The organism is Verrucomicrobiia bacterium, from assembly GCA_035765895.1.
Classification (GTDB): domain Bacteria; phylum Verrucomicrobiota; class Verrucomicrobiia; order Limisphaerales; family DSYF01; genus DSYF01.
The window spans coordinates 113,459-138,018 of the sequence record DASTWL010000089.1 but is presented as its reverse complement, the minus strand read 5'-3'; the positions used below and the strand labels follow the sequence as shown (position 1 = coordinate 138,018).

General features: G+C 63.3%; 16 protein-coding genes and 1 tRNA gene. 10 read left to right on the top strand and 7 right to left on the bottom strand.

Translation table 11 applies throughout. From position 1 onward, the window contains the following. Positions 1–1,797: a (E)-4-hydroxy-3-methylbut-2-enyl-diphosphate synthase gene (gene ispG / locus VFV96_17805; GenBank protein ID HEU5072262.1), complete on the top strand. Its 1,797-nt coding sequence runs from the start codon at positions 1–3 to the stop codon at positions 1,795–1,797. Between the two features lie 78 nt (positions 1,798–1,875). Here the strand turns inward: ispG and recO are convergent, their stop codons facing one another. The 7 genes from recO to VFV96_17770 all read right to left on the bottom strand — a co-directional run bounded on the left by recO (position 1,876) and on the right by VFV96_17770 (position 9,285). Next, positions 1,876–2,547, bottom strand: a complete 672-nt coding sequence (gene recO, locus VFV96_17800; protein ID HEU5072261.1) for a DNA repair protein RecO — start codon at positions 2,545–2,547, stop codon at positions 1,876–1,878. Between the two features lie 28 nt (positions 2,548–2,575). Continuing rightward, complete coding sequence (locus tag VFV96_17795; GenBank protein ID HEU5072260.1) at positions 2,576–3,298, bottom strand: DUF502 domain-containing protein; 723 nt, start codon at positions 3,296–3,298, stop codon at positions 2,576–2,578. An 80-nt stretch (positions 3,299–3,378) separates the two neighbouring features. Beyond that, the gene (ybeY, locus tag VFV96_17790) at positions 3,379–3,834 is read right to left on the bottom strand and encodes an rRNA maturation RNase YbeY (protein HEU5072259.1); all 456 of its coding nucleotides are present in this window, start codon (positions 3,832–3,834) and stop codon (positions 3,379–3,381) included. An 83-nt stretch (positions 3,835–3,917) separates the two neighbouring features. Further along, on the bottom strand, positions 3,918–4,883 hold the full coding sequence (locus VFV96_17785; protein ID HEU5072258.1) for a PhoH family protein: 966 nt from the start codon (positions 4,881–4,883) through the stop codon (positions 3,918–3,920). 113 nt (positions 4,884–4,996) lie between these two features. Continuing rightward, a complete protein-coding gene (locus VFV96_17780) occupies positions 4,997–5,503 on the bottom strand; it encodes an HIT domain-containing protein (protein ID HEU5072257.1) in 507 nt (168 codons plus the stop codon). A gap of 45 nt (positions 5,504–5,548) precedes the next feature. Further along, a complete protein-coding gene (locus VFV96_17775; GenBank protein ID HEU5072256.1) occupies positions 5,549–6,802 on the bottom strand; it encodes a response regulator in 1,254 nt (417 codons plus the stop codon). Beyond that, a complete protein-coding gene (locus VFV96_17770; GenBank protein HEU5072255.1) occupies positions 6,799–9,285 on the bottom strand; it encodes a response regulator in 2,487 nt (828 codons plus the stop codon). Before VFV96_17770 ends, VFV96_17775 begins: the two co-directional genes overlap by 4 nt. Before the next feature lie 328 nt (positions 9,286–9,613). Between VFV96_17770 and VFV96_17765 the strand changes: the two genes are divergently transcribed. The 9 genes from VFV96_17765 to VFV96_17725 all read left to right on the top strand — a co-directional run bounded on the left by VFV96_17765 (position 9,614) and on the right by VFV96_17725 (position 24,550). Then, positions 9,614–10,564: a thiamine pyrophosphate-dependent dehydrogenase E1 component subunit alpha gene (locus VFV96_17765; protein HEU5072254.1), complete on the top strand. Its 951-nt coding sequence runs from the start codon at positions 9,614–9,616 to the stop codon at positions 10,562–10,564. Between the two features lie 15 nt (positions 10,565–10,579). Next, positions 10,580–11,545: a transketolase C-terminal domain-containing protein gene (locus VFV96_17760; protein ID HEU5072253.1), complete on the top strand. Its 966-nt coding sequence runs from the start codon at positions 10,580–10,582 to the stop codon at positions 11,543–11,545. A gap of 9 nt (positions 11,546–11,554) precedes the next feature. Next, positions 11,555–12,763 carry a dihydrolipoamide acetyltransferase family protein gene (locus VFV96_17755; protein ID HEU5072252.1) on the top strand — a complete coding sequence of 403 codons (1,209 nt, stop codon included), beginning with the start codon at positions 11,555–11,557 and terminating at the stop codon, positions 12,761–12,763. A gap of 64 nt (positions 12,764–12,827) precedes the next feature. Next, positions 12,828–12,903, top strand: a tRNA-Lys gene (locus VFV96_17750). 240 nt (positions 12,904–13,143) lie between these two features. Further along, positions 13,144–13,701 (top strand): sigma-70 family RNA polymerase sigma factor, encoded by a 558-nt coding sequence (locus VFV96_17745; GenBank protein HEU5072251.1) that lies wholly within the window; start codon positions 13,144–13,146, stop codon positions 13,699–13,701. 142 nt (positions 13,702–13,843) lie between these two features. Further along, positions 13,844–16,039: a protein kinase gene (locus tag VFV96_17740; GenBank protein HEU5072250.1), complete on the top strand. Its 2,196-nt coding sequence runs from the start codon at positions 13,844–13,846 to the stop codon at positions 16,037–16,039. 822 nt (positions 16,040–16,861) lie between these two features. Then, positions 16,862–19,942 carry a LamG-like jellyroll fold domain-containing protein gene (locus tag VFV96_17735; protein ID HEU5072249.1) on the top strand — a complete coding sequence of 1,027 codons (3,081 nt, stop codon included), beginning with the start codon at positions 16,862–16,864 and terminating at the stop codon, positions 19,940–19,942. Positions 19,943–20,173: 231 nt separating this feature from the next. Then, a complete protein-coding gene (locus VFV96_17730) occupies positions 20,174–20,863 on the top strand; it encodes a PEP-CTERM sorting domain-containing protein (GenBank protein ID HEU5072248.1) in 690 nt (229 codons plus the stop codon). A gap of 105 nt (positions 20,864–20,968) precedes the next feature. Beyond that, positions 20,969–24,550, top strand: coding sequence for an alpha-L-fucosidase (locus VFV96_17725; protein HEU5072247.1), 3,582 nt, complete (start codon positions 20,969–20,971; stop codon positions 24,548–24,550). Positions 24,551–24,560: the final 10 nt, after the last annotated feature.

The following is a 24,560-nucleotide window of genomic DNA, read 5'->3' as shown; positions in this document are numbered from 1 at the left end:
ATGAAATACTGCGAATCCCCCTGGCTTTTCCAACGCCGCCACACCCGCGAAGTCGTCGTCGGCGACCCCGCCCGCGGCGGCGTGATCATGGGCGGCGATCATCCCGTTGTGGTGCAGTCCATGATCACCTGCGACACGATGGACACCGCCGCCTGCGTGCAGCAGACGCTCGACCTGGTGAAGGTCGGCTGCCAGATCGTGCGCATCACGGCCCCGACCGTGAAGGACGCCGCGAATTTGCAGCACATCGTCGCCGAACTGCGCCGGCGCGATTGCCGGGTGCCCATCGTGGCCGACATCCATTTCAAGCCGGAAGCGGCGATGGAAGCCGCCAACTGGGTCGAAGTCGTCCGCGTCAATCCCGGCAACTACGCCGACTCCAAAAAATTTGCCGTCAAGGAATACACCGACGCGGCCTACGCCGCCGAACTGGCGCGCATCGAGGAGAAGTTCACCCCGCTCGTGCTCAAGTTGAAGCAGCTTGGCCGCGCGCTCCGCATCGGCACGAATCACGGCTCGCTCTCGGACCGCATCATGAACCGCTACGGCGACACGCCGCTCGGCATGGTGGAAAGCGCCCTGGAATTCGCCCGCATCGCGCGCCAGCACGACTTCCACAACTTCAAGTTCTCGATGAAGTCAAGCAACCCCAAGGTGATGATCGAGTGCTACCGCCTGCTCGTCGCCCGGCTGGCGCAGGAAGGGCCGGACTGGAATTATCCCATTCACCTCGGCGTGACCGAGGCCGGCGAAGGCGAGGACGGCCGCATCAAAAGCGCCATCGGCATCGGATCATTGCTGTGCGACGGTCTCGGCGACACCATCCGCGTTTCGCTCACGGAAGATTCGCCACACGAAATTCCCGTGTGCCGCGATTTGCTGGCGCAGGTGCCGGTGCTGACCAATGCTTCATTCCGCATTCCCAATGCCACACCGCCCTTTGATCCGTTCCACTTCGAGCGACGCGTGACGCCCGAGATTGAACTGGCCGACGGCGTCAAGTGCGGCGGCGAACAGTTGATCCGCGTCGTGGTCACCCGCGCCACGTGGGACAAGGTTGCGCCCAAAATCCGCCCGCAGGACGACGTGAAGCCGGAGGCGGTTTATGAGGATTTGAACCTCCTCGAAATCGACCCCACGCAGCCCCTCGCCAGCGAACAGATCAACTGCGACACGCAGCTCGTGACGGTCAAGGACGGCACGCCGCTGCCGCCGATCACGGCGTTCCGATTGCTGGTGGCGAAGCTGAAGGAGCTGGGCCGCAATAATCCCATCCTGCTCAAGGATTGCCTGCGCTTCGAGCCGGTGCCGCTCGCGCCGAACATCGCCTTGCTCCGCGCTTCGGTGAACATCGGTTCGCTGCTCGCGGACGGCATTGGTGACGCGATTCTCGTGCGGGGCGAAGCGGGCGGTGGACAATCGCTGCGGCTGGCCTTCAACATTTTGCAGGCGGCCGGCTGCCGGTCGTTCAAGACCGATTACGTCGCGTGCCCGAGCTGCGGGCGGACGCTGTTCAACCTCCAGACCGTGACGGCGCGGATCAAGGCGCGCACCGATCATCTCAAGGGCGTGAAGATTGCCATCATGGGCTGCATCGTGAATGGCCCGGGCGAAATGGCCGATGCGGACTTCGGCTACGTGGGCGGGGCGCCCGGCAAGATCAACCTCTACGTCGGCAAGACGCCCATCAAATTCAACATCCCCGAAACCGAGGCGGTGGACCGGCTCGTGGACCTGATCCGCGAACATGGCAAGTGGGTGGAGCCGGAGGTGAAGGACGCCGCGCTGCCGCACTGACTGTGAGGCGCGTGCGCGTGGCGATTTGCAGGACGCCACCGTCAGCACATTGCGTTTCGAGAAAAATCTTCCAATGTTTCAGCCGGTGATGGCGGGGTGCCGCCCTTTCGGCAACTTGCCCAGGTGATAGATCAGGAATCCGTGCAGGAACTGTTGCAGTTCGCGCACTGGGACGGCAGTTGCGTGCAGGGCATTTAATTGCGACCAGTCCTCGTTCGTCAGTGCGTGGATCAATTCGCGCGTGGCGGCGGTCAGTTTCGTGTCCGCCACATCGGGCTCCAGGCCCAGTTCACGCAGCAGCTTCAACTCGAAGGCGAACACCGCGCGCGGCCGGGCCGGTTGCCCGGGCAGGAAACCAAGCATCCCGGCGAAAAGTGCATAAACCTCCGGCAGCGGCGTGTCCGTTTCCGTCGTTTGCTCGATGAGCGCGGCGGCATACGCGGCCTGCTGCAGCCAGCCGAGTTCGTGCCGGAGTTTTTCGTGGGTGTCGCGCACGACCACTTCGCGCAGGGTGTGCAGTTCCGAGCGGGCGCTGCGGCTGAAGCTGAAGTCGCAGTGGTAGAACAAATCGAGCTTGCCGTGGAAGGTTGATTTGGGCCGGCGCGCCCCTTTGGCGACGGTGGCCACGCGGCCCCGTTCGGGTGTGAGCCAGTGGACGATGAGACTGGTTTCGGTCAGCGGCCGCGTGCGGAGAATGATTCCAGTCGTGGATTCAAAACGCGCGCTGGAGGATGAAACCGGGGAGGGCATGGAGTTCCGGCGGGCTGCGCACCTTGGATTAAGGCCCCGGGCTGATTGGCGGCGGCGGGGTCACAACCGGCGGGACATTGGGATCCATGGGTGGTGGCACCGGCTGCCCGATGAATTCCGGCGTCACGGAGCCGACGCTGATGATGTATTTAATGCCGTCCGCGACGGACATGTTGAGTTTCGTGACCTGCTGGCGCGGGACGAAGACCAACCAGCCCGAAGTTGGGTTGGGCGTCGTGGGGATGAACACGCAGACCACGTCCTCGCGGGTCTTGCGCTGGATTTCATCGTGGTTTTCGCTGGTGATGAAGCCCAGCGAGTAGATGCCGGAGCGCGGGAACTCGACGAGCACGACGGTTTTGAAGGCGGTTTTCGTGCCGGTGCTGAAGGCTTCGTTCACCTGCTTGATGGTGCCGTAAATTTTGTTGAGCAGCGGCACGCGCAGCATTGCGGCGTCGAACCACGCAATGAGCTTTTTGCCGATGTAATAACGCGTGAGCGAGCCGACGAAGGCCACGAGCAGGACGGCCAGCGCAAACGCCGCAAAGCTGTAATACCAGAACATCTCGCCGAGACCGTCGTTGGCGTGGGTCCAGTCCTTGGGCAGGAAAAACAGGAGCAGGTCGGTGACGGTGGTGATGGTGCCGAAGAGCCACTTGACGATGGCGATGGTGATGAACGCCGGGAGCAACACCGCCAGGCCGGTCAGGAAGTTGGTCCGGACGCGGGCGAGCAGGCTCTTTTGTTCCATGCGGGCAGTCTAGGGGGGGGCTGCGGATTGCTCAAGCGAAGGCGCGCCGGTTTTCGCAGGGTTGCGGGCCGCGGCGGCGGTTATTGGGCGAGTGCGGCCAAGTCGAACTGCCGCGCCAGCCGGCCGACCAGCCGGTTTTCCAGGCGTTTCATCTCCCGGCGCGCCGCCGGTTGCAAGTCGTCGTAACCACAGAGGTGGAGCAGGGCGTGAACGAGGTAGCGGACGGTTTCCGCCGGCCAGGTGGTGCGGAACTCGCGGGCCTGCACCATCGCCACCTCGAGGCAAATGAAGATTTCGCCCTGCAGGAGGCGCGGCGTTTTGCGCGGCGGCCGCTCGCCGTAGTCGAACGTGATCACGTCCGTCGAGCCCTCGTGCCCGAGATGAATTTGGTTGAGCGCGGCCATCTTCCGCGCACCGACGAAGTAGAAGGTCAGATCCCAGCCCGCCACGCCAAGTTCGGCCAGCGCGGCTTCGGCAATCGGCGTGAGCCGGCGAACGTTGAGGCGCGTGGTCCGCTGGCGGTTGATCAACTCCAAGCTGGCCGGAACACCAAGCGGTCCAGGCGGGCCGGATCTGGCGTCAACGCGGGAGCCCCGGGCATTGGTGACAAGGCGAGGCATCATCCCTCCCGCTTCTTGCCGCGGTGCTCCTCGTAGGCGCTGATGATGCGCTGGACGAGCGGGTGGCGGACGACATCGCGCTTGGTGAATTCGCAGATGGCGATGCCGTCGATGTTGCGCAGCGCGCGATGGGCTTCGATCAAGCCGGAGTGTTTGTTCCCGGGCAGGTCGATCTGGGTTTCGTCGCCGGTGATTACGGCCTTGGAACTCATGCCCAGCCGGGTGAGGAACATGAACATCTGTTCGGCCGTGGAGTTCTGCGCCTCGTCGAGAATGATGAACGCGTTGTTCAGGGTGCGGCCGCGCATGTAAGCCAGCGGGGCGATTTCAATGACGCCGCGCTCGGTGTTTTTCTGGATTTCCTCGGCGGGCATCATGTCGTGGAGCGAGTCGTGCAGCGGCCGCAGATACGGCATGATTTTTTCGTAAAGATCGCCCGGCAGGAAACCCAGCGCCTCGCCGGCCTCGACCGCGGGGCGGGTGAGAATGATGCGACCGACCTTGCCCTCCCGCAGCGCGGCCAGCGCCATGGCCACCGCGAGATAAGTCTTGCCGGTGCCGGCCGGGCCGATGCCAAACGTGACGTCATGCTTGCGAATGGCCTCCACGTATCGTTTCTGGCCAACGGTCTTCGCGGTGACGCTCGCCTTCTTTTCATGCGTCTGAATGCGGTCGCTCATCAGGTCCTTGAGCGTCGTCACGCCCTCGTGTTTGACGATTTGCAGGGCATGATTGAACTCGCGCTGGCGAATGGGCGTGCCGGCCTTGAGCGAGCCCTCCAGCTGCAGGAACAAATGTTTGGCCTGCTCGACGGCCGCGGCCTCGCCATCGAGGGTGATCCAGCCGTCGCGGCAGGTGGTTTTGACCCCGAGCTGCTCCTCGATGGCCGCCAGATTGCGGGTGTCGTTGTTGTAAAGCTGCTGCGCCACGCGGGCGTTTTCAAAGTGAAGCGTTTCGACGGGCATGGGTGCGTTGAATCGTTAAATGGATGAATTGGTGAACGGGCGAACCGGCAAATCCGGCAGCGGCGCGCTTCGGTGTTTGGTGTTCATGAAACCCCGGCAAGGCATGGGATGATTCACGCGACGCCCGGCGCTTTTTCCCCGGCCAGGGCCGCGCGCAGTTTCGCGGCGATCTCGGCCAGCGCCTGGGGCAAGACGCCGACGCCGGCGATCACGGGCATGAAGTTGGTGTCGCCGTTCCAGCGCGGGACGATGTGGATGTGCAGATGCTCCACGATGCCGGCGCCGGCGCATTTGCCGAGGTTGATGCCGATGTTGAAGCCTTCGGGCCGCATCACCTCTTTCAGCGCGGCCTGGCAGCGGCGCGTCAGCAGCATCAGGTCCGTGAGTTCCTGCTCCGTCAGGCCGGCCAGCTCGGCCGTTTGTTTGTAGGGCACCACCATCAGGTGGCCGCCGTTGTAGGGATAGCGGTTGAGCAGGGCGTAGCAGGTCCGCTCCCGCGCGATCACGTAGTTGGCCTCGTCGTCGCTGGATTGGGCAATGCGCGTGAACAGGCTCTCGTCGAGAACCGGTTTGGGGGCGAGGATGTAATCAATGCGCCACGGCGCTTGCAGTGAGTCCATGCCCAACTTTAAGGACGGCGGCGGGCGAAGTCAAAAGCCCGCCGGCTATTTGGCCGCGAGCACCCGGCCGCGAAACACATGGACCAGGGCCTTGACGGCCAGTTCGATGAACAGAAACGGCTTGGCGATGAAGTCATTGCCGCCACTGATGGTCGAGTTGGCGCGGCTCTCGAAGTCCGTGAGGCTGGTCACGAAAATGACCGGAGTGTTCTTGTGGGCCGGCAACGCGCGCAGCTTGCTGCACAGCTCGAACCCGCTCATGTTCGGCATGTCCACGTCGAGGAAGATCAGGTCAAACCGGTTTTCCGTGATCATTTGAAACGCCACCAGCGGATCTTCGACGCTGACGGATTTCAGCTTGGCTTTTTCGAGGGCGTAGGTGATGGCGCGGCGCGAAATGGCCTCGTCGTCCACGACCAGAATGTTCACCGGCGGAACCTCCTGCCGGTCGGGCAGCGTGCCGCGCTCGAACAGGACGCCCAGAAAGTCCACCGCTCCTGCCACGGTCCGCAAGGTCGAGGCGTTGATGTTCTTCGGCTTCTCGTAAAGCTCCTTCAACAGCGCTTCGGTGGCGTCGGCCATCTGCGCGATGAGCATCATGCCGGCCACGCCGGCGCTGCCGGTCAGGGCGTGCACGCGCTGGTAAAGCTCCTGCACCTGTTTGAGGCGGGCCATTTCGCTGTCGGCCTTGATCAGGCCCTGCATCTGGGCGCGGAGCGCAATCAGGGTGTTGGGCAGGCTCTGGATGAAATCCCGGCGCAACTGGGCCTGAAATTCCGCGTCGCTTTCCGCGCTTTGGGCGATGCGTTCCGGCGGGCGTCCGGGCACGATGACCGCGGCGGTCGCCGTGGTGGGTTTCGAGGCCGGGCTGGAGGCGGTGGCGGTGGCGGGCCGGATGGTGGTGGCGCCCGAGCCGGTGATGCCCAGGGCGGTGCGCAGCACTTCAATCACGTGTTTCGGGGTGCAATTCGCCTTGGACAGGCATTTGGTGGCGCCGGCTTTCCAGGCTTCCTGCACCATGTTCGTGAGGTAGGTGTTCGAGAAGACGATGATGGGGGTCTGTGCGAAGTCCGCCTCGGCCCGCAACTGTTTCATCAGTTCGAGGCCGGTCACCTTGGGCAGCATCAGGTCCAGCAAAATGGCGTCGGGCTGGAACGTGCGCAGCGTGGCGATGCCGGATTCGCCGTCTAGCGCCACCTCCACCGTGAAGCCCTCCACGCTGAGCTTGTTGCGGTAGATGTTGGCGACGATCTGGTCGTCCTCGATGATCAAAACCTTCTTTTGCGACTCGGGATTCATGATTGGGGAGCAAGTTGCGCGGGCGTGGCGAGAATGTTCTTCAGTTGTTCGCGCACCAGGGCGAATTCGTGATCGCATTGATCACAGAGGGCGGGGGTGGTGGCGAGCGTTCCGGCGGCGCCCAGGTGTTCCAGTTCGCGCAGCACCCGGGCCAGCCGGCCAAAGCCGCAGGTGGCGTTGGCGCCGGCGGAACTGTGGGCAATGCGCCGGACTTCCGGGGCATCGGCGGCGGCGACGGCCGCGCGCAATTGCTCCAGTTGTTTGGCCGTCTGGTCGAGGTAGAGGGTGATCAACTCGCGCAGGCTTTCGGGCGTGCCGTCGGAAAACTCCATCAGCCGTTCGGCGTCCACCACGGGTTCTGGGTTCGGTTGGTCTGGCATCAGCTCTGATTCGTTCCGGTTGTTGCTTCTGGTGTTGTCCAAATGGGGTCCGCGCATTTCCTGAATTTTCGCGCCCCATCGCTCGATGACGGTCCGGAGGTCTTCCGGGCGGACGGGTTTGGCGACATAATCATCCATTCCCGAGGCGAGACATTTGTCGCGGTCGCCGACCATGGCGCTCGCCGTCATGGCCACGATTATTACCGGGGGGGTGTAATTTGGGAATCGCGAAGTTTTCGCCTGCCGTTCGCGAATGGTGGCCGTGGCTTCCAGGCCATTCATCTCCGGCATTTGCAAGTCCATGAACACCAGGTCAAATCGTTCGCGGTCGAGCGCGTCCAGCGCTTCCTTGCCGTGGTTGGCCACCGCGGATTGGTAACCCATTTGCTGGAGCACCCGCTGGGCGACCTTCTGGTTGATGGCGTTGTCGTCGCAGACCAGGATGCGCAACGGGAGGCGCGTGGCGAGGTTGGGATCGAGCTTTCCGGCCGACGGCGTCCGGGTTTGCGGAGTGGCCAGTTTGGCGCCCGACACGAGTTGCGCCAATCGTTCCTGCAATTGGGCCGCGCGGACGGGTTTGGTGAGCGCGCTTGCCAGGGCCGGCTGGCCGTTGACGGGGGAGGCCTCCAGGCGCGCGCCCACGGTGGTCAGCAGGAGGACGGGCAGCTTGGCCCGTCCCGGCAGCCGGCGGATTGCTGTCACCAGCCCGGGGCCATCTGGCCCGGACAACTGTTGATCCGCCAGCACGACGTCAAACTGTTCGCCGGCGCGCAGCCAGTCCAGCGCGGTTTCAACGGAGGCGGCGAGGCGTGGCTTCATGCCCCAGTGCGTTGCCAGCCGCGAGAGAATCCGGCCGGTGGTCGCGTTGTCCTCGACGATGAGCAGGCGCAGCTGGGCCAGTTCGGGGGGCGGCGGATCCAAGCTGACGGCGCCCGCCTTGGCCGCGGACCGCAAGGGAATGCTGAAGTGAAAGGTCGAGCCGCGGTTGGGAATGCTCTCCACCCACATCTTGCCGCCCATCAATTCCACCAGCCGCTTGCTGATGGCCAGCCCCAGTCCGGTGCCGCCGAACTGGCGCGTCGTCGAAGCGTCCGCCTGGCTGAACGACTTGAACATGCGCGCCATCCGGTCAGGCGCAATGCCAATGCCCGTGTCGCGCACCGCCGTGTGGATGAGCCAGGTCGCGTCGGGATCGTTGCTGTTTTCCGGGGCGGCGGTGGCCTCGACGGTGACCACCACTTCGCCGGTGTTGGTGAACTTCACGGCATTGCCGATGAGATTGACCAGAACCTGGCGAAACCGGGTGGCGTCGCCGATCAATTCCGCCGGGATTTCCGCCTCGATGTCGCAGGCCAGCTCGAGCTGTTTTTCCGCGGCCTTGGCGGCCAGCAGATCGGCCGCGTCCTCGACGCACGCGCGGAGATTGAAGGGGATGGCCTCCAGCTCGAACCTGCCCGATTCGATTTTGGAAAAGTCCAGGATGTCGTTGATGATGGTCAGCAGGGATTCGCTGCTCGCGTGGATGGTTTCGACGTAACCGCGCTGTTCGTGGCTGAGGGGCGTTTCCAGCAGCAGGCTCGCCATGGCGATGACCCCGTTCATCGGGGTGCGGATTTCATGGCTCATGTTGGCCAGGAATTCGGCCTTGGCGCGGCCCGCGGCCTCGGCGGCCAGCCGGGCGGACGTCAGTTCACGGTTGGTGCGGGTCAGTTCGTCCTGAAGCTGCTTGTTGCGCAGCACGCTGCGGAGCCGGGCACGCAGTTCAGAGGATTCAAATGGTTTGGTCAGGTAATCGACGGCGCCGAGTTCGAAACCGCGCAGCTTGTCGGCCGTGCCGTTCCAGGCGGTGATGACCACCACCGGGATGGCCTGGGTCTCGGGCGTCTGCTTGAGCCGGCGCAGCAGGTCAAAGCCGTTGGCCCCCGGCAGCCCCAAATCCAGCAGCACCAGCTCGAAGGATTCCTGGTTGATGCGTGCCCAGGCGCTTTCCACGGTCTGGGCGGCGGACAACAAAATGCCGTCGGGCTCCAGCAACGCGCCGAGCACTTCGGGCATTTCGACATCATCCTCAACGAGCAATATGCGACGGAGCGGTGAATCCATGAACTTATTTATGACACGATGGTTTGCCTTCGCAGCAAACGCCGCTTCACGGAGCAGATTCGACACCAACATTTCTTGTCCGGCAAAGAACAGCGATTGTGGGACGGGAGCGGACGTGCACGGAGGACGTTCGTCCGCCCGTGGCGGGCCGCGACTGAACGAATTTGAGACAAAATGCGGCGAAGGTGAGACAGCGAACGCGAGGAAAGAAGCATTGCCAGTCCGGGGCGCGGGAGCTTAACCTTTTGCCATGGTTCAGACGGCGCTTAAACCCGCACCGCCTCAAACAATCTCAGTTCGCGAGCTTTGTCTCCAAGCCCATCGCATCATGCTGCTAAGCCGGGTCTTGGAGGAGAAGCTGGCCAGCCTTTATCGCGCCGGCAAGATCCACGGCGGCGTGTTCGTGGGGCGCGGGCAGGAGGCTTTTAGCGTGGCGGCAGGGCTTCACCTGCGGAAGGGCGATGTCTTTGCGCCCAGCATTCGCGACATGGCGGGGCGGCTGGCCTTCGGCGAGCCGGTCATCGACGCCGTGCGCACCTACCTTGGCTCGCCCTTGGGCCCGATGCGCAGCCGCGACGGCAACGTGCACCGGGGCCGGCCGCAGGATGGTTTGCTGCCGATGATCAGCCATCTCGGCTCCATGATTTCCGTCGTCAATGGGGTGCTGTTCGCCCGCCGGTTGCGCGGCATCACCGACGTGGTGGGCGCGACCTGTCTCGGGGATGGCGGCACCTCCACGGGAGCGTTTCACGAAGGGCTGAATCAGGCCGCCGTCGAAAAACTCCCGCTGGTCATGCTGATTGCCAACAACCGCTACGCCTATTCCACGCCGAATGACCGCCAGTTCGCCTGCCGTTCGCTGCTGGACAAGGCGGTCGGCTACGGCATCGAAGGGGTCGAGATTGACGGCACCGACCTGATTGCCTGTTTGCAGGCGGTGGGCGGCGCCGTGGCCCGCGCCCGGGAAGGGCGGGGGCCGCAGTTGGTGGTCGCCAACCTGCTTCGCCTGTGCGGTCATGGCGAGCATGATGACGGCAGCTACATCGATTCGCGGGTCAAGGCCCAGCACGGCCGGGATTGTCTCAAGACGAGCGAGGACATGCTGTTGCAGGAAGGGTGGATGACGGCCGCAGGACTGGAAGAATTGCGGAACGAGGCGGTGCAGCAGGTGGAGACGATCGTGGCGACCGTGCAACGCGAAGGGGCGCCCGATCCTTTTCAGCACGACTGGAACGCCATTTCGAGTGCGCATTTGCATGAACTTCACACCGAAGCCTAGGAGCGCGGCCGCCGCATGAGCATCACCTACCTCGAGGCCATCCGCGAAGCCCAAGCCAGGGCCCTGGCCGATGATCCGCGCGTGTTCATTTACGGCGAAGACGTCGGCAAGTTCGGCGGCGCCTTCAAGGCCACAAAGAACCTGCAGGAACAATTTCCCGGCCGCGTTATTGACGCGCCCATCAGCGAAGACGCCATCACCGGGTTCGCCGTGGGCGCCGCCATTGAGGGCCTGCGTCCGATCGTGGAAATGCAGTTTGCGGATTTTTCCACGGTGGCGTTCAACCAGATTGTGAATCAGGCGGCCACGCTCTACTGGCGCACGAACGTCCCGTGTCCGCTGGTGGTGCGGCTGCCCTTCGGTGGCACTTCGGGCAGCGGCCCGTTCCACAGCCAGAGTTTGGAAACCATTTACGCCCATTATCCCGGGCTCGTCGTCATGACGCCGGCCACGGTGGAGGATGCTTACAGCATGCTGCTCGAGGCGGTGGCCATTGATGACCCGGTCATTTTCTGCGAGCACAAACTGCTCTACTACCACCTCAAGGCGGACAAACTGCCGACCGAAGCCATGCCGGTGGGCAAGGCCCGGCTCGCCCGCGAAGGCCGCGACATGACCATTGTGGCTTACAGCGCAATGGTGCATGAGGCCCTCGCCGCCGCCGATGAACTGGCCACGGAAGGCTGGCTCATCGAGGTCGTGGATCTGCGCTCCGTCAAACCGCTCGACACCGACACGGTCATGGCCAGTGTGGCGCGAACCGGCCGCCTTTTGTGCGTCGGCGAATCATGGCCGTGGGGCGGCGTCACCGCCGAAGTGGTGGCCCGGGTGGCCGCCGAAGGCTGGGGATTGCTGGATGCACCGCCCCAACGCCTCAACGCCAAGGATACGCCGGTGCCGTATCATCCCAATCTCTGGGCGGCGCACCGTCCGACCGCCCGCAGCGTGGCGCAGGCCGCGCGGCGTCTTTTGTGCATGTAATTCGAGCCTATGCCGCAAATTCCCATCATCATGCCGCAGTTGGGCGAGTCCATCGCCGAGGCCACCGTCATCAATTTCCTTGTCCCGCCCGGCGGCGACATCGGCCTGGACCAGGACATCATCGAAGTGGAAACCAGCAAGGCCACCATGACCGTCGCCTCGCCGTGCAGCGGCCGGGTGCAAAGCTACCTGGCCAAACTCAACGAGAGTTATCCGGTGGGCGCCGTGCTGGGTTACCTCGAGGTAACCCAAGAAGAGGCCGCGCGCGCGGGGCTGGATGCACCGGCGCCCGCAGCCCCCGCGGAAGACCAGTTGCCCACCACGGCGGCCTCCGCCAACTCGGCGGCGCCGGCGGGAAACAAGACCGTTCAGCCCACCGTGCGCGGCTTGCCGGTGCCGGCCAACGCGGCCGGAGCGAGCTTCATGTCCCCGCGCATGAAGGCGCGCATGAATGAACTGGGGCTGCACGCCGCCGATGTCGCCGGCATTGCCGGCAGCGGGGCGGCCAACCGGGTCACCATCGAGGATCTGGAAAAATTCATCGCGAACCTCGAAAAGCTGCGCATGAGCCCGGCCTCCTCCATGCGGGTGGCCGTGGCCGACGCCATGCGGCGCAGCTGGACGCGGCCCCTGGCGACGGTCGGATTGCCCGCGTGCTTTGAGGCCTTGCTCGCGCATCGCAAGGCGTCCAATCCCAAGCCCGGTCCCGCGCTGTATGCGCTGCGGGCGCTGGCGATTGCACTGCGCGAAAACAGCGCGCCGGCGGGCCGTTTGATCGGCTCCAAAATCGTTCATCCGCCCGCCATCGACATCGGCTTCGCAGTTGAAGCCGAGGACGGCGTGCTGGTGCCGGTGCTGCGTGACGTGGACAAGAAGCCGCTGGCCGAGCTGGTGGCGCGTTACGATGAACTCATCCGTCTGGCGCATCAGCGGAAGCTGCCGCTCGACGCGACCGGCGGTTCCATTGCCACCGTGACGAACTTCGGCACGTTCGGTCTGATCTGGGCGACGCCGATTCCGCTGCCGGAACAAACGCTCGTGCTCGGCATCGGAGCCGGGCGCAAGGTGCCGAGCTGGGATGAAGCCAAAGGCCAGTTTGTGCCGGTGACGGAGGCCTATTTGACCTTGAGCTTCGATCATCGCGTGCTGGATGGCGGGGCGGCGGGCCGTTTGCTGAAGCGGGTGTCCGACCTCTTGCAGGCGCCGGAAAATCTCTGAGCCCGTTTTCAAACCGCGGGATTGACAAATCGCCAAGGGCCGATGATTCTACGCGGCCTTGGTTGCCTCGGTAGCTCAGTTGGTAGAGCAGTTGACTCTTAATCAATTGGTCCAAGGTTCGAGTCCTTGCCGGGGCACCATTTTATCTTCTCGAACTCAGCCTCTTGGTCAGTTCAAGTTCGACCACCCTTTTGTCTTCAAAACAGTCTTGCTGGATTTTGAGTGGCTCCAGAAATCCTGGAGTTATCCGAGAATCCGCAGTCTTGCAGCTCGCCCGCGACCACCCCAGTGGCCTGAGGCGAGGAGCGGGCGGGGCCGCAAATTTGCCCGGCGGTTGGGAAGTTGCCAAAGCCCCGTGCGGCGGCCAACATGGCTCATCCATGAGCGACATCACCCTGGTCTTGCAGGCCGTCGGGCGCGGCGAAAAGCAGGCGTCCGAGGAGCTGCTGCCGCTGGTGTATGACGAACTGCGCCAGCTCGCGGCGGCGCGCATGGCGCGTGAGTCTGCCGGGCACACGCTCCAGCCAACCGCGCTGGTCCACGAGGCGTGGTTGCAACTCGTCGGCGAGGGGAGCCGTTCGTGGGCGAATCGGGCCCATTTCTTCGGGGCGGCGGCGGATGCGATGCGGCGCATTCTCGTGGACAAGGCGCGCCGCAAATCCCGCCTCAAGCGCGGCGGGGATCAGGTGCGGGTGGACCTGGCCGACGTTGAGGTTGCCGAGAGCACGCCGGACGGTGACGTGCTCCGGATCAACGAGGCCCTCGAACGGCTCGAACAGGAAGATCCGGAGCAGGCGCGGGTCGTGGTGCTGAAGTTCTTTGGCGGCCTGACCAACGAGGAAGTGGCGCAGAATCTCGGCATCAGCGAACGCACCGTTTACCGCCAGTGGGTTTGCGCCAAGGCGAGGTTGTTTCGGTGGGTGAAGGCGCAGGAGTGAGAGCCCGCTTAACCATTGTCTGGCGGCGCGCTTGGGTCATGCTTCGGCCGTGAATCAGTTCCCGTGTGGCGAACCGGGTCCGGCCGGGCGTTTTTCTGGCAGGTTTTCCACGCCCGGTGACGCGTGATGAGGTTGAACGATTGTGACGAGCGGCAGCAAACAACTCGAGGACGCCATCTTCTTCACGGCGATTCACATGACCGACCCGGAGCAGCGCCGCGCCTATCTGGACCAGTCCTGTGCGGGCAATCCGCAGTTGCGTTCCGTCGTGGACGAGATGCTCGCGTCACAGGAAGACGCGGACCGTTTGCTCAGCCGGGGGCGGTCGGCAATTGCCCTGACGGCAGAAGAACTTCCGAGAGAGGCGGCGGCGGCCGCGAAGTCCGGCGAACCTTTGCCGGATGAATGGATTGGCGCCCGGATTGACCGTTACAAGATTCTGCAACGGATCGGCGAAGGCGGCTGCGGCGTGGTTTACCTGGCCGAACAGGAGGCGCCCGTGCGCCGGCGCGTGGCGCTCAAGATCATCAAGCTCGGCCTGGACACCAAGAGCGTCATCGCGCGGTTCGACGCCGAACGGCAGGCGCTGGCACTGATGGATCATCCCAACATCGCGCGCGTGCTGGACGCCGGCGCGACCGGAACGGGCCGGCCGTATTTCGTGATGGAACTGGTGCGCGGGACGAAGATCACCGAGTTTTGCGACGCAAACAATCACAACACCCGGCAGCGGCTGGAGTTGTTCATCCAGGTCTGCCATGCGATCCAGCACGCACACCAGAAGGGCATCATTCACCGCGACATTAAGCCGTCGAACATCCTGGTCACCCTGAACGATGGGAAGCCGCTCCCAAAGGTGATTGATTTCGGCATCGCCAAGGCCATCGAAGGACGGCTGACAGACCAGACGTTGTTTACACCCCACGAGCAGCTCATCGGGACGCCGGCTTACATGAGCCCCGAGCAGGCGGAGTTCTGCGCGCTGGACGTGGACACGCGCAGCGACATCTACAGCCTGGGCGTGCTGCTATACGAATTGCTCACCGGCAAGACACCCTTTGACGGCACCACGCTGATGCGTTCCGGCCTCGACGAATTCCGCCGCACGTTGCGCGAAAAGGAGCCGCAACGGCCGTCGCTGGTTCTGACCACGCTGCACGGCACGGAACTGAGGGCCACCGCTGAACATCGCCACGAGGAGCCGCCCCAGTTGATCTCGCTGCTCAAGGGGGATTTGGACTGGATCGTGATGAAGGCGCTGGAGAAGGATCGCGCGCGCCGTTACGACACGGCGAACGGACTCGCGCTGGACGTGGAACGCTACCTGAACAACGAGCCCGTCGCGGCGCGTCCGCCCAGCCGGCTGTATCGCTTCCAAAAGCTCGTGAGCCGGAACAAGGTGGTTTTTGCGGCGGGCACGGCGGTGGCGCTGGCATTGATTGCGGGGCTGGGAACCGCGACCTGGATGTTCTTCAAGGCGGAGGAAGCGCGGGCCAACGAAGCCCAGTTGCGCCGGCAGGCGGAGGCGCGCGAGAAGCTGACCGAGGCCGTGATGCTGGTGAACCAGGGCGATTTTGCCGGTGCGGCGCGGCTGGTCGAGGCGATGAAGACGCCGCCGAAGCGGCCGAGCCTTGACGGCGTGGCGGCGTTGCGTTCCGTCGGTGAATGGCTTGCGCTCCAGGGCCGGTGGCGCGAGTCGGCCGATCGCTTTTCGGCGCTGATGGAGATTGACAAGCTCGATCCGTGGGGCCCGGTCACGTTGGATTACCAGTCCTGCGGCGTGGTGTTGGTCGAGAGCGGAAACCTGGACGGCTACGAGCGCTTCCGGGAAGAAGCCGTGGCGCGCTTCATGAGCGAGACCAACGGCGACGCGGCGGGGCGGATTTTGAAAACGTGCCTCCTGCCGCCCGTGCACGAAAGCACGCTGGCGCAATTGCAGCCGCTCGGAAGTCTGGTGCAGCAATGGACGGATGCGCAGCCCGCCTCGGTCCGCACCGGTTGGGCGGCCATTCCCATCGCGCTGTGGAAATATCGCAACGGCCAGTTCGAGGAATCCGAGGCGTATTGCCGTCAAGGCATGAATCCGAAGGAGGCGACCGTGCGGACTGCGACCGTTCGATTGATTCTGGCGATGGCGTCCTGCCGGAACGGCCAGCTGGCCGAAGCCCGTGAGCAGCTGACCGAAGGTCGGCAGCTCGTTGAGCGGGAATTTCAAAGTGGTCTGGATCGCGGCATGCCAGGAGTTGGCATGTGGTATGACTGGGTCTTCGCCCGCATCCTTCTGGGCGAAGCAACGAAATTGGTTGAAAATCCTCCCGCGACCGCTCCGGCTCCATAAGGGCAGGCATCGTTAACTTTCATGACGTCCGCCACGGCGGGAAACCGGCTATGGTGGCTTCCCATGCGTGAACGGCGGAAATGCTTCAGGGCGGCCTTCTGGCCGCAAGGGCACATGCCGTCAGGGCAGTCCTTCATCGGAACCTGAAGGCGTCACTTTTGGGTCGCGCCGCGAACGCAAAGGCGGGCGGCCTGGCGTCGCCGATGCGCCTGTATGAGGAATGGCAGGCGGAGCGTGAGGAAAGCCTCCGGCACAATGGCTGGAGTCGGAAAAGGCGGGCCGCGACATCGGCTTCGGGTCGGCGTTGGTGGAATGGGTGTTGCATCACCGCGCCAATTGGCGCAAAGGGCGGGCGCAGAACCGGGCGGCCGGTTCGGTGGTGGCGCCGGTGGGGGCGGACGCGTAATCCGGAGGCACAAGTTTTGGGTTGGTGGGGGAATGGCGGAAGTCATCTGGGGAGATGGCTTCCGCCTTGTTTTTAGCTTCGCGCTCCCTGCCTTCGTGCGCGCCGGCCGAAACGCCGCTGCCGGATTGGAGGGCTGTGCACTGGCGCACCGGACCGTTTCACTTTCCCGAGGCTGACCGTCCCTGAAAAATTCTGGCAGGTTTTGTCCCCGGAATGGCGCGTGCATGGAAGAACCCGGAAATGTCGTTGAATGGTTTGATTCAACCGGCATCTCCGACAACCAACCGCATGCAACCATGAATCACCGACCTGCCACTGATGTTCTCCCCCGGATATCCGCATTTGCCCACGCAACATTCCGCCGCGCTGCCCGGCAGAACCGGGGCCGCCGGCGCCAACCGACCCGGGCATCGTTTTTGAATGCCGCGCTGGGTTGTGCCGCGTTCGCATTGACGTGCCTCTCGGCCACGGCGGCGACGCTGGTCAGTCGCTACAGCTTTAGCGGGACCAATGGAACCAACGTGGTGGACTCGGTGGGTGGCTACACGGGCACGTTGCGCGGGGCGGCGGCCTTTGACGGCTCGGGCAGCGTGGTTCTGGACGGGACCAGCGGAACGTATGTCAGCCTGCCACCGGCGCAATTGAGCGGGTTGACGGCGCTGACGATTGACGCCTGGTTTACCTACACGGTGCCGAACAACAACGTGCATCTTTTCTCCATTGATAACGGAGGTGGGACCGGGTCGGGAGGCAGCTACCTGCGTTACAATGTCTATGACAGCGGCGCCAGCCATGGCGGCACGAACTACTTTGAAGGCATCATCTCGTGGGGCGGCAATGTTCTCCACGGCGGCTCGGTGTTGCCGCAGGCGGTCACGAATCACGTGACGCTAATCTATGATCCCGCGGGTGGCGTGAAGGCGATCTACGTGAACGGGGTTCTGTCGTCCAGTTACAACGGAACGCTGGCCGCCTTGAGCAGCTATCCGCAGACGGTGTTCACGCTGGGCCGGTCGCCTTGGGCCAATTCCGGCGACCCTTACCTGAAGGGGGCGATCAGCGAGTTCCGTGTTTACAGCGGGGTGTTAAGCGAATCGGATATCGCCGCGAATGATGCGGCGGGGCCGGACAGCATTCCGACCATCACCGTCGGGGTGCCGCAATTCTCGCCCACCAATGCGGTTTACGATGGCGAATCCGTGGTGCTTTCCTGTGGTGTGTCGGGGCCGGCCACGGGCCATTACTGGGAATGGGACAACGGTTCCGCGGGCGCGTCGTTCACGCCGATCAGTGGCGCCAACAGTTTGACCTACACGCAGGATACCACCGGCCTCTCAGCGGGTTACCAGTTCCAATACCGGTTCGTCGCCACAAACAGCAGTTCGTCGGTGACAAGCGACGTCGTCACCCTCACGGTGAATCCCGCCAGTGCGCCGACGGTGACGGTGGACACGACACCGAACTATGCCGCGCGATACACGGGCGGCGAGATCACCTTCAGCGCCGGTTTTGAAGGCAACCATCCGCTGACCAATCAGTGGCAGATGAGCACCAACGGCGGGGTGGATTGGTTCAATCTCGCGGGCCAGACGAACACGTCACTGGCCCTCACCAATCTTCAATTTGATGATGCGGGCATGTATCGGCTGGCGGCAACCAATGCCATCGGCGGGAACGTCAGCTCGGGCGCAACGTTGGTGGTCAACGACAGTTCCACCGCCAAGTTTCATTGGTCGGCGCCGATTTCAATCGTCGGCCGGGCGGCCGATGAGATTCTGACCAACGTTTCCGGTTCCGTGGTCGGCGCGGCGGTTTTTGGCAACACCGCCCGGGCGGTCACCCTCGGCAATGGCCGGATCATCAACTTCAAGTCCGACGGCTCCGTGGCCACCGTCACGGGCAACGGCACGGCCACAGGCGCGTATCCCGCGGGCACGGGCCTGACCACCAGCAATGCCGATTTCGACGCGGTCTTGAACCAGTTCAACTGGGACGGCGGTCCCAAGACGATCACTCTCTACAACCTTCAGGTGGGCGAGCAGTATTCGGTTCAGTTGTTTGCGCTGGACAACCGCGACACCGGGGCGGGTGAATCCAACCGGCTGGCCAGCTTTCAGGATGTTTTCGATGAAGCTGACGTTTCCCCGACCTTCAAAATGGGGGACAACGCTTACATCGTCGGCACGTTCACGGCATCCAGTTCGGTCGAGAGCATTCAGGAGAATCTTCCGACCGGCAACAACGGCAACATGAACGCGCTGGTGCTGCGCGCGTTGTCATTCACGCCGACCAACCAGCCTCCGGTCATTACGCAGGATCCGCAAGCGAAGACGGTCTTCGCCGGCCATCCCTTGAGCTTTACGGCGGCGGCGGACAGCTATGTCGTTCCGACCTGGCGATGGCAGAACGGTCCGGCGGGCGGGCCATACACCAATTTGGCTGATGGGGGTGTCATCTCCGGCGCCACCTCGAACGTGCTGGCCCTGAGCGACGCAACGGGCTACGACGGGAGCGAGTTCCGGGCAATGGTATCCAATCCGGATGGCAGCGCGACGACCCTGGCGGCGCAGTTGACGGTTGTTCCCGCTCCGCCCATGTCGGGTTCGGTTGCAAGTTCGGTGCTCGCCCTCGGCCCGGTTGCCTACTGGCCGTTGAATGAAACGAACGATCCGGCACTGGGCGGGCAGGGCGTCTATGACGCCGCAGGGGCGCACGATGGAACCTATCTTACGGCCGCCCAGAACGCCGCGAACGGCGTCGTGGGCGTGCAGCCCGCGGACGGCTATGCCGCATTTGCCACGAATCAAGGCGCGTTGCAAAGCACGGGCAACACGGATCAGAGCTGGGCCACGACGCCGGCGCTGAATCTGAACACCAACACGGCGACCATTGGCATGTGGATTTATCCCGACGGGATTCAGCCATCCGCAGTGGGGTTGTTGGTGAACCGCAACAGCGGCACGGTCGCCGGCCTCGGCTACTACAACAACGACCGTTTGGGCTACAAGTGGAACAACGACGGGAATTCCACCTGGTCGTTCAACAGCGGGCTCTTGATCCCGACAAACGTCTGGTCCTACGTCGCCGTGGTGGTCGAGCCCACGCAGGCCATCTTGTATCTCTACAACACCAACGGGCTGCAAACGGCCACGAACTTCACCGCCCACACGAGCATGTCGTGGGGCGGCAGCCAGTCCAACATCCGCATCGGCAGCGATAATTCCGTGGCCACCACCTTCAACGGGAAGATTGACGAGGTGACGGTGTTCAATCGGGCGCTCAGCCAGAGCGAAGTGCTGACGCTGGCCGGGATGACGGCCCCGCCGGAACTGACCATCGAGCGGAGTGGCACGGCGCTCGTGCTGACCTGGTCTGCTGGTCACCTCCTCGAAGCGGATGCGCTCACCGGGCCCTGGACCACCAACGCGGTTGCGACATCGCCTTACACGAACACACCCACCGGCGCGCAGAAATTCTTCCGCGCGGTGGCGCCCTGATCAATCGGACGGGGAGGGGACCGGCGGTGGCGCCCCCGCCGCCGTCCCAGTTGCCGCTCAGCTTGCCGGGACAGGTTCCCCTGATTTGAGCCCGGTCAGAAGCACCCAAAAGCAAACCAAACAACACCCAAATATAAGAAGGAATAACACATGAAAATGATGGCAAGAGCAGCTTGCTTGGCTGCGTCCGTTGCAATGGTTGGAGCCGCGCACGCGGCAGACATCTCGTTCGTGGCACCGGTGGCCGCCACCAACACCTCGGTGCTGGACATACCGTGGCTGGCGGGGGGCACCTTCGTGGAGGGTGTCACTTACGGCAGCGGGCCCAAGTCATTCACCACGGCCGGCGGACAAAGCATCAGCCTCGCGGGTGACAGCGGGACCAGCCTGGGCAACGCGGCCATGCCGGCGACGACTCCGAGTCCGACGAGCGGCTATTACAACGCCGGCACGCAGTGGGGTAACAGCATGCTGGCGGCGGATACGGATGTTCTCGAATGGACCGACTCGCTCAAGGGAAACTTGTGGCATAACAATGCGAGCGATGCGACCCAGCCGTTGACGCTGCATCTGGCCGGGCTGACAATCGGACAAGAATACTGGGTCTCGCTGTTTTCGACGGACGCCCGCTTTACCGACCGCGATCAGGCCTATTGGAGCAGCTTCTCGGGCGGCGTCTTCAGTGGTGGAACGTCGGGCTCCTTTTCCCAAAATTCGGCCTACATGGTGTTCGGAACCTTCACCGCCGATGCGGCTTATCAGGACATCTTCATCCAGGCGTCCGATTCGGTCGGCAACGCCGACACCACGCTGGCGGCCTACACGCTTTATGCGGCCCCGGTTCCGGAGCCCAGCGCGGCTGCACTGCTGCTCGGCGGTGCCGGTGTGTTGTTGGGCTGCAATCTCCGTCGCCGCGTTTGATGCCGGCTGTCTCCGAGCAAACGGGAAAGTTGAAAATCACGCGCCGCCGCGGTCGCTTGAATGGCGCGGCGGCGGCGCAATGACAATCCCCTCACTTCTGTTTTGATGAATAAATCCCGCCTCCTGTCGCTCTCAATCGTGCTGGTCTGCGGCCTGCCGCTGTTCGCCTACACGCTGCCGGACTTGCCGCCCATGCCGCTGGTTACGCCCGCACCGGCCAACTCCATGCCGATGGGTGATCCGGCAAATTTTCCCGAGGTCAAAATGGATTTCCCCATCGAGACCAACGGGCCGTTTCAGCCGACGTGGACGTCCATTTCGGCGAATGTTCCCGGCAATGGCACGCCCGCGTGGCTGCGGCAGGCGAAGTTCGGCATCTGGTTTCACTACGGACCGCAGGCGAATCTCCAGAGCGGCGACTGGACGGCGCAGCACATGTATCAGCAGGGGTCGGATGCCTACAATTTTCACCTGAACGATTTCGGGCACCCGACGACCAACGGTTACAAGGACGTGATCAAGGCGTGGAGCCCCACGAATTACAGTCCCGCCAGTTTGGCGCAGCTTTTTTACAACGCCGGCGCACGCTTCGTGCTCGTGCAGGGCGTGCATCACGACAATTTCGACACCTGGAACTCGCGTTACAACCCGTGGAACATGGTAAATTTTGGTGCCCGACGCGACACGATGGCGGAGTGGACGAACGCGCTACGCAGCCTGGGCATGCACTTTGGCGTGGCGTTCCACCATGAATACAGTTGGTGGTTCACGCAGCCGGATTTTTTGAGCGACAGTTCGGGCCCTTTTGCCGGCGTGCCTTACGACGCCGTAACCGCGACGAACAGCGCCGGCACGTGGTGGCAGAATTACGATGTTCGCCGGCTTTACAACCAGGATCTGCACAAGTATCAGGGCATCTCCACCCCCAACCAGTATTACTGGAACCCATCGCAGGGGATTTTCACGAATGATCTGGATTATTGCCACTGGTATGCCACGCAATGGGCATTGCGCATTCTCGACGTGGTGGAAAATTACGATCCGGACTTCATCTACACTGACGGCAATTCCACCCAGCCGTTCAGCGGTTACATGACGGGCACCGGTTACAAATGCGACGCGATGCAGCGCGTGATTGCGCATTATTTTAATCGCACGTTGGAACGTCACGGAAAACTGGACACGACGGCGTTTGTGAAATTTCACAACGGCGACCACATTGGCACCACGTTTGAAGGCGGCTATTCTTCCACCATCAAGGATGACCAGCCGTGGCTTGCCGAGCATGGCCTCGGTAACTGGTTTTGGAGTCCGGGCATTTGGTATGACAATGGCGGCTCCATCGTTTACCGCCTGTTGGAGGCAGTTTCCCGCGATGGCGCAATGGCGGTGAATATTCCGCCCCGTCCCGACGGCTCGCTCGACAGCGGCGCATCGAACATGCTCGCGAATGTTGGCCAATGGATGGCGGTGCATGGTGAGGGCATTTATGGCAGCCGTGCGTGGGTGAAGCCCGCCGATGGATCCTTCCGGTTCACCGTTGGCACGAATGGCTTGCTCTACGCCTATTATTTCGGGACGCCCGCCGCCGGGACGAAGCTCACGATTCCCTCGCTCGCCAGCACGTCCAATCTGCTCGTCGCGCCAGTCACCTCGGTGTCGTTGCTCGGCAGCCCGGCATCCGTAACGTGGTCGCAGACCTCGACGGGACTCGAACTGACCTGTCCGTCGCCGATGCCCAGTGTTCCCTCGGGAACCGCCATCGGCTTCAAAATCGGTCCCGTCACCGCCGTCGGCAGCGCGGTGCCAGCCAGCCTGCAAGCGTTGCCGGAGACGAACCAGATTCAACTTGCCTGGTATTGTCCGTCCGCGTCGGCCACGTTCAACGTCAAGCGCTCGCAAACTCAAGGTGGCGGCTACACGACGATCGCCTCGAACCTGACGGCCATGACCTTTGGCGACACCAACGTTTCACCGGACACGCTCTATTTCTACGTGGTCACGGCCAATGATGCGGCGGGTGAATCGGCGAACTCGGACGAGACGTCCGCCGCGCTGGCGGGCGCGCCGTCCGCCGCCTGGTTGACCCGGGACATTGGAGCGGTCGGTGCAACGGGGGCGTTCAGCGAGAACAACGGCGTAATCACCATCCAGGGCTCCGGCGCCGACATCTGGTATGATGCCGACGCGTTTCGCTATGTGTTTCAGGCGGTCGCCGGCAATTTCATGCTGACGGCGCGGGTAACGAGCCTGCAGAACACCGCGCCTTGGGCGAAGGCCGGCGTGATGATGCGTGAGTCGCTCGACGCGAATTCCAAATACGTCATCAACTTCCTCTCGCCCGCAAACGGCGTGGCACTGCAACAGCGTGCGAGCACCGCTGGTTCAGCCTCGGGCGTCGCCAACGTCACCGGCTTGAACGCGCCGTGTTGGGTTCGGTTGGTTCGTGCGGGTGACAACTTCGCTGCTTGCCAGTCGGCGGACGGCACGAACTGGACGTCGATCGGCTCGACCATCGTCAGCATGAACGCGAGTTACTACGTCGGCCTCGCCGTGTGCAGCGTCAATGACGGCACGCTGAACCAGGCCGTTTTTGACAATGTGAGCATTGCGGAGCCGCAGTTGCCCGGAGGGGTTTCGGAATTGAAAGCCGCCGCCGGCAGCGGGCTGGTCGGCCTGTCCTGGACGGCGGCTGCCAATGCCACGGAATATGCGGTGAGGCGCGCCACGAACAGTGGCGGCCCATACGTGACGATTGCGTCCGGTGTCACGGGAGTCACCTATCTCGACACGGGCGTGACCGACGGCACGACCTATTACTACGTGGTGGCGGCGGTGAATGCTCTGGCCGAAGGCGCCGGTTCGCCGGAGGCAAACGTGACGCCGGGCACGTTGACTTTGCCCGGCCCGTGGCGGCAGGCCGACGTTGGTGCCGTGGGGGCTCTGGGCAATGGCGGTGGGAACGAGGGTTCCTTCTTCATTCAAGGTTCTGGCGCGGATGTCTGGTATGCGGCGGACGAGTTTCATTTTGTTTACCTCAGCCTCACCAATGATTGTTCCATCACCGCGCGCGTGCCTTACGTGCAGAACATCCAGAACACCTCGAAGGCCGGGGTAATGATCCGTGAGACGCTGGCAACGGATTCCAAACACGCCCTGGTGGACGTGACGCCGACCACCACTTATGGCGTGGAATTCATCCGCCGCACCAGCACCGGTGGTGCCACGAGCGCAGACGGAAGTCCCGGCGTGACGGCACCGCACTGGGTGCGACTCACGCGCACCGGCAATTCGTTCGCCGCATTTCGCTCGCCAGATGGCGTGGCCTGGACTGCGGTGGGCGCGCCCGTCAACATCAACATGACTTCCAACGTTCTCGCCGGTCTGGTGGTGAACAGCCATCTGGACGGCACGCTCTGCCAGGCGTGGTTTGACAACGTCGCTTGGACGCCTGCCCTGGTTTCTACGACGCCGGTCGCGTTCGGTTGTGAACTGGAGGGAAACCAGTTCCGTCTTACCTGGCCCGCTGATCACACCGGCTGGCGTCTGCAAACGCAGACCAATTCGTTGCTTGCCGGTCTCGGGGCGAATTGGATGACCATTACGGATTCGATCCTGACCAATCAAATGTCATTCCCGCTGGCGACGTTCGCCGGCGCGGTGTTCTTCCGCCTGGCGAGTCCGTGACGACCGCTTC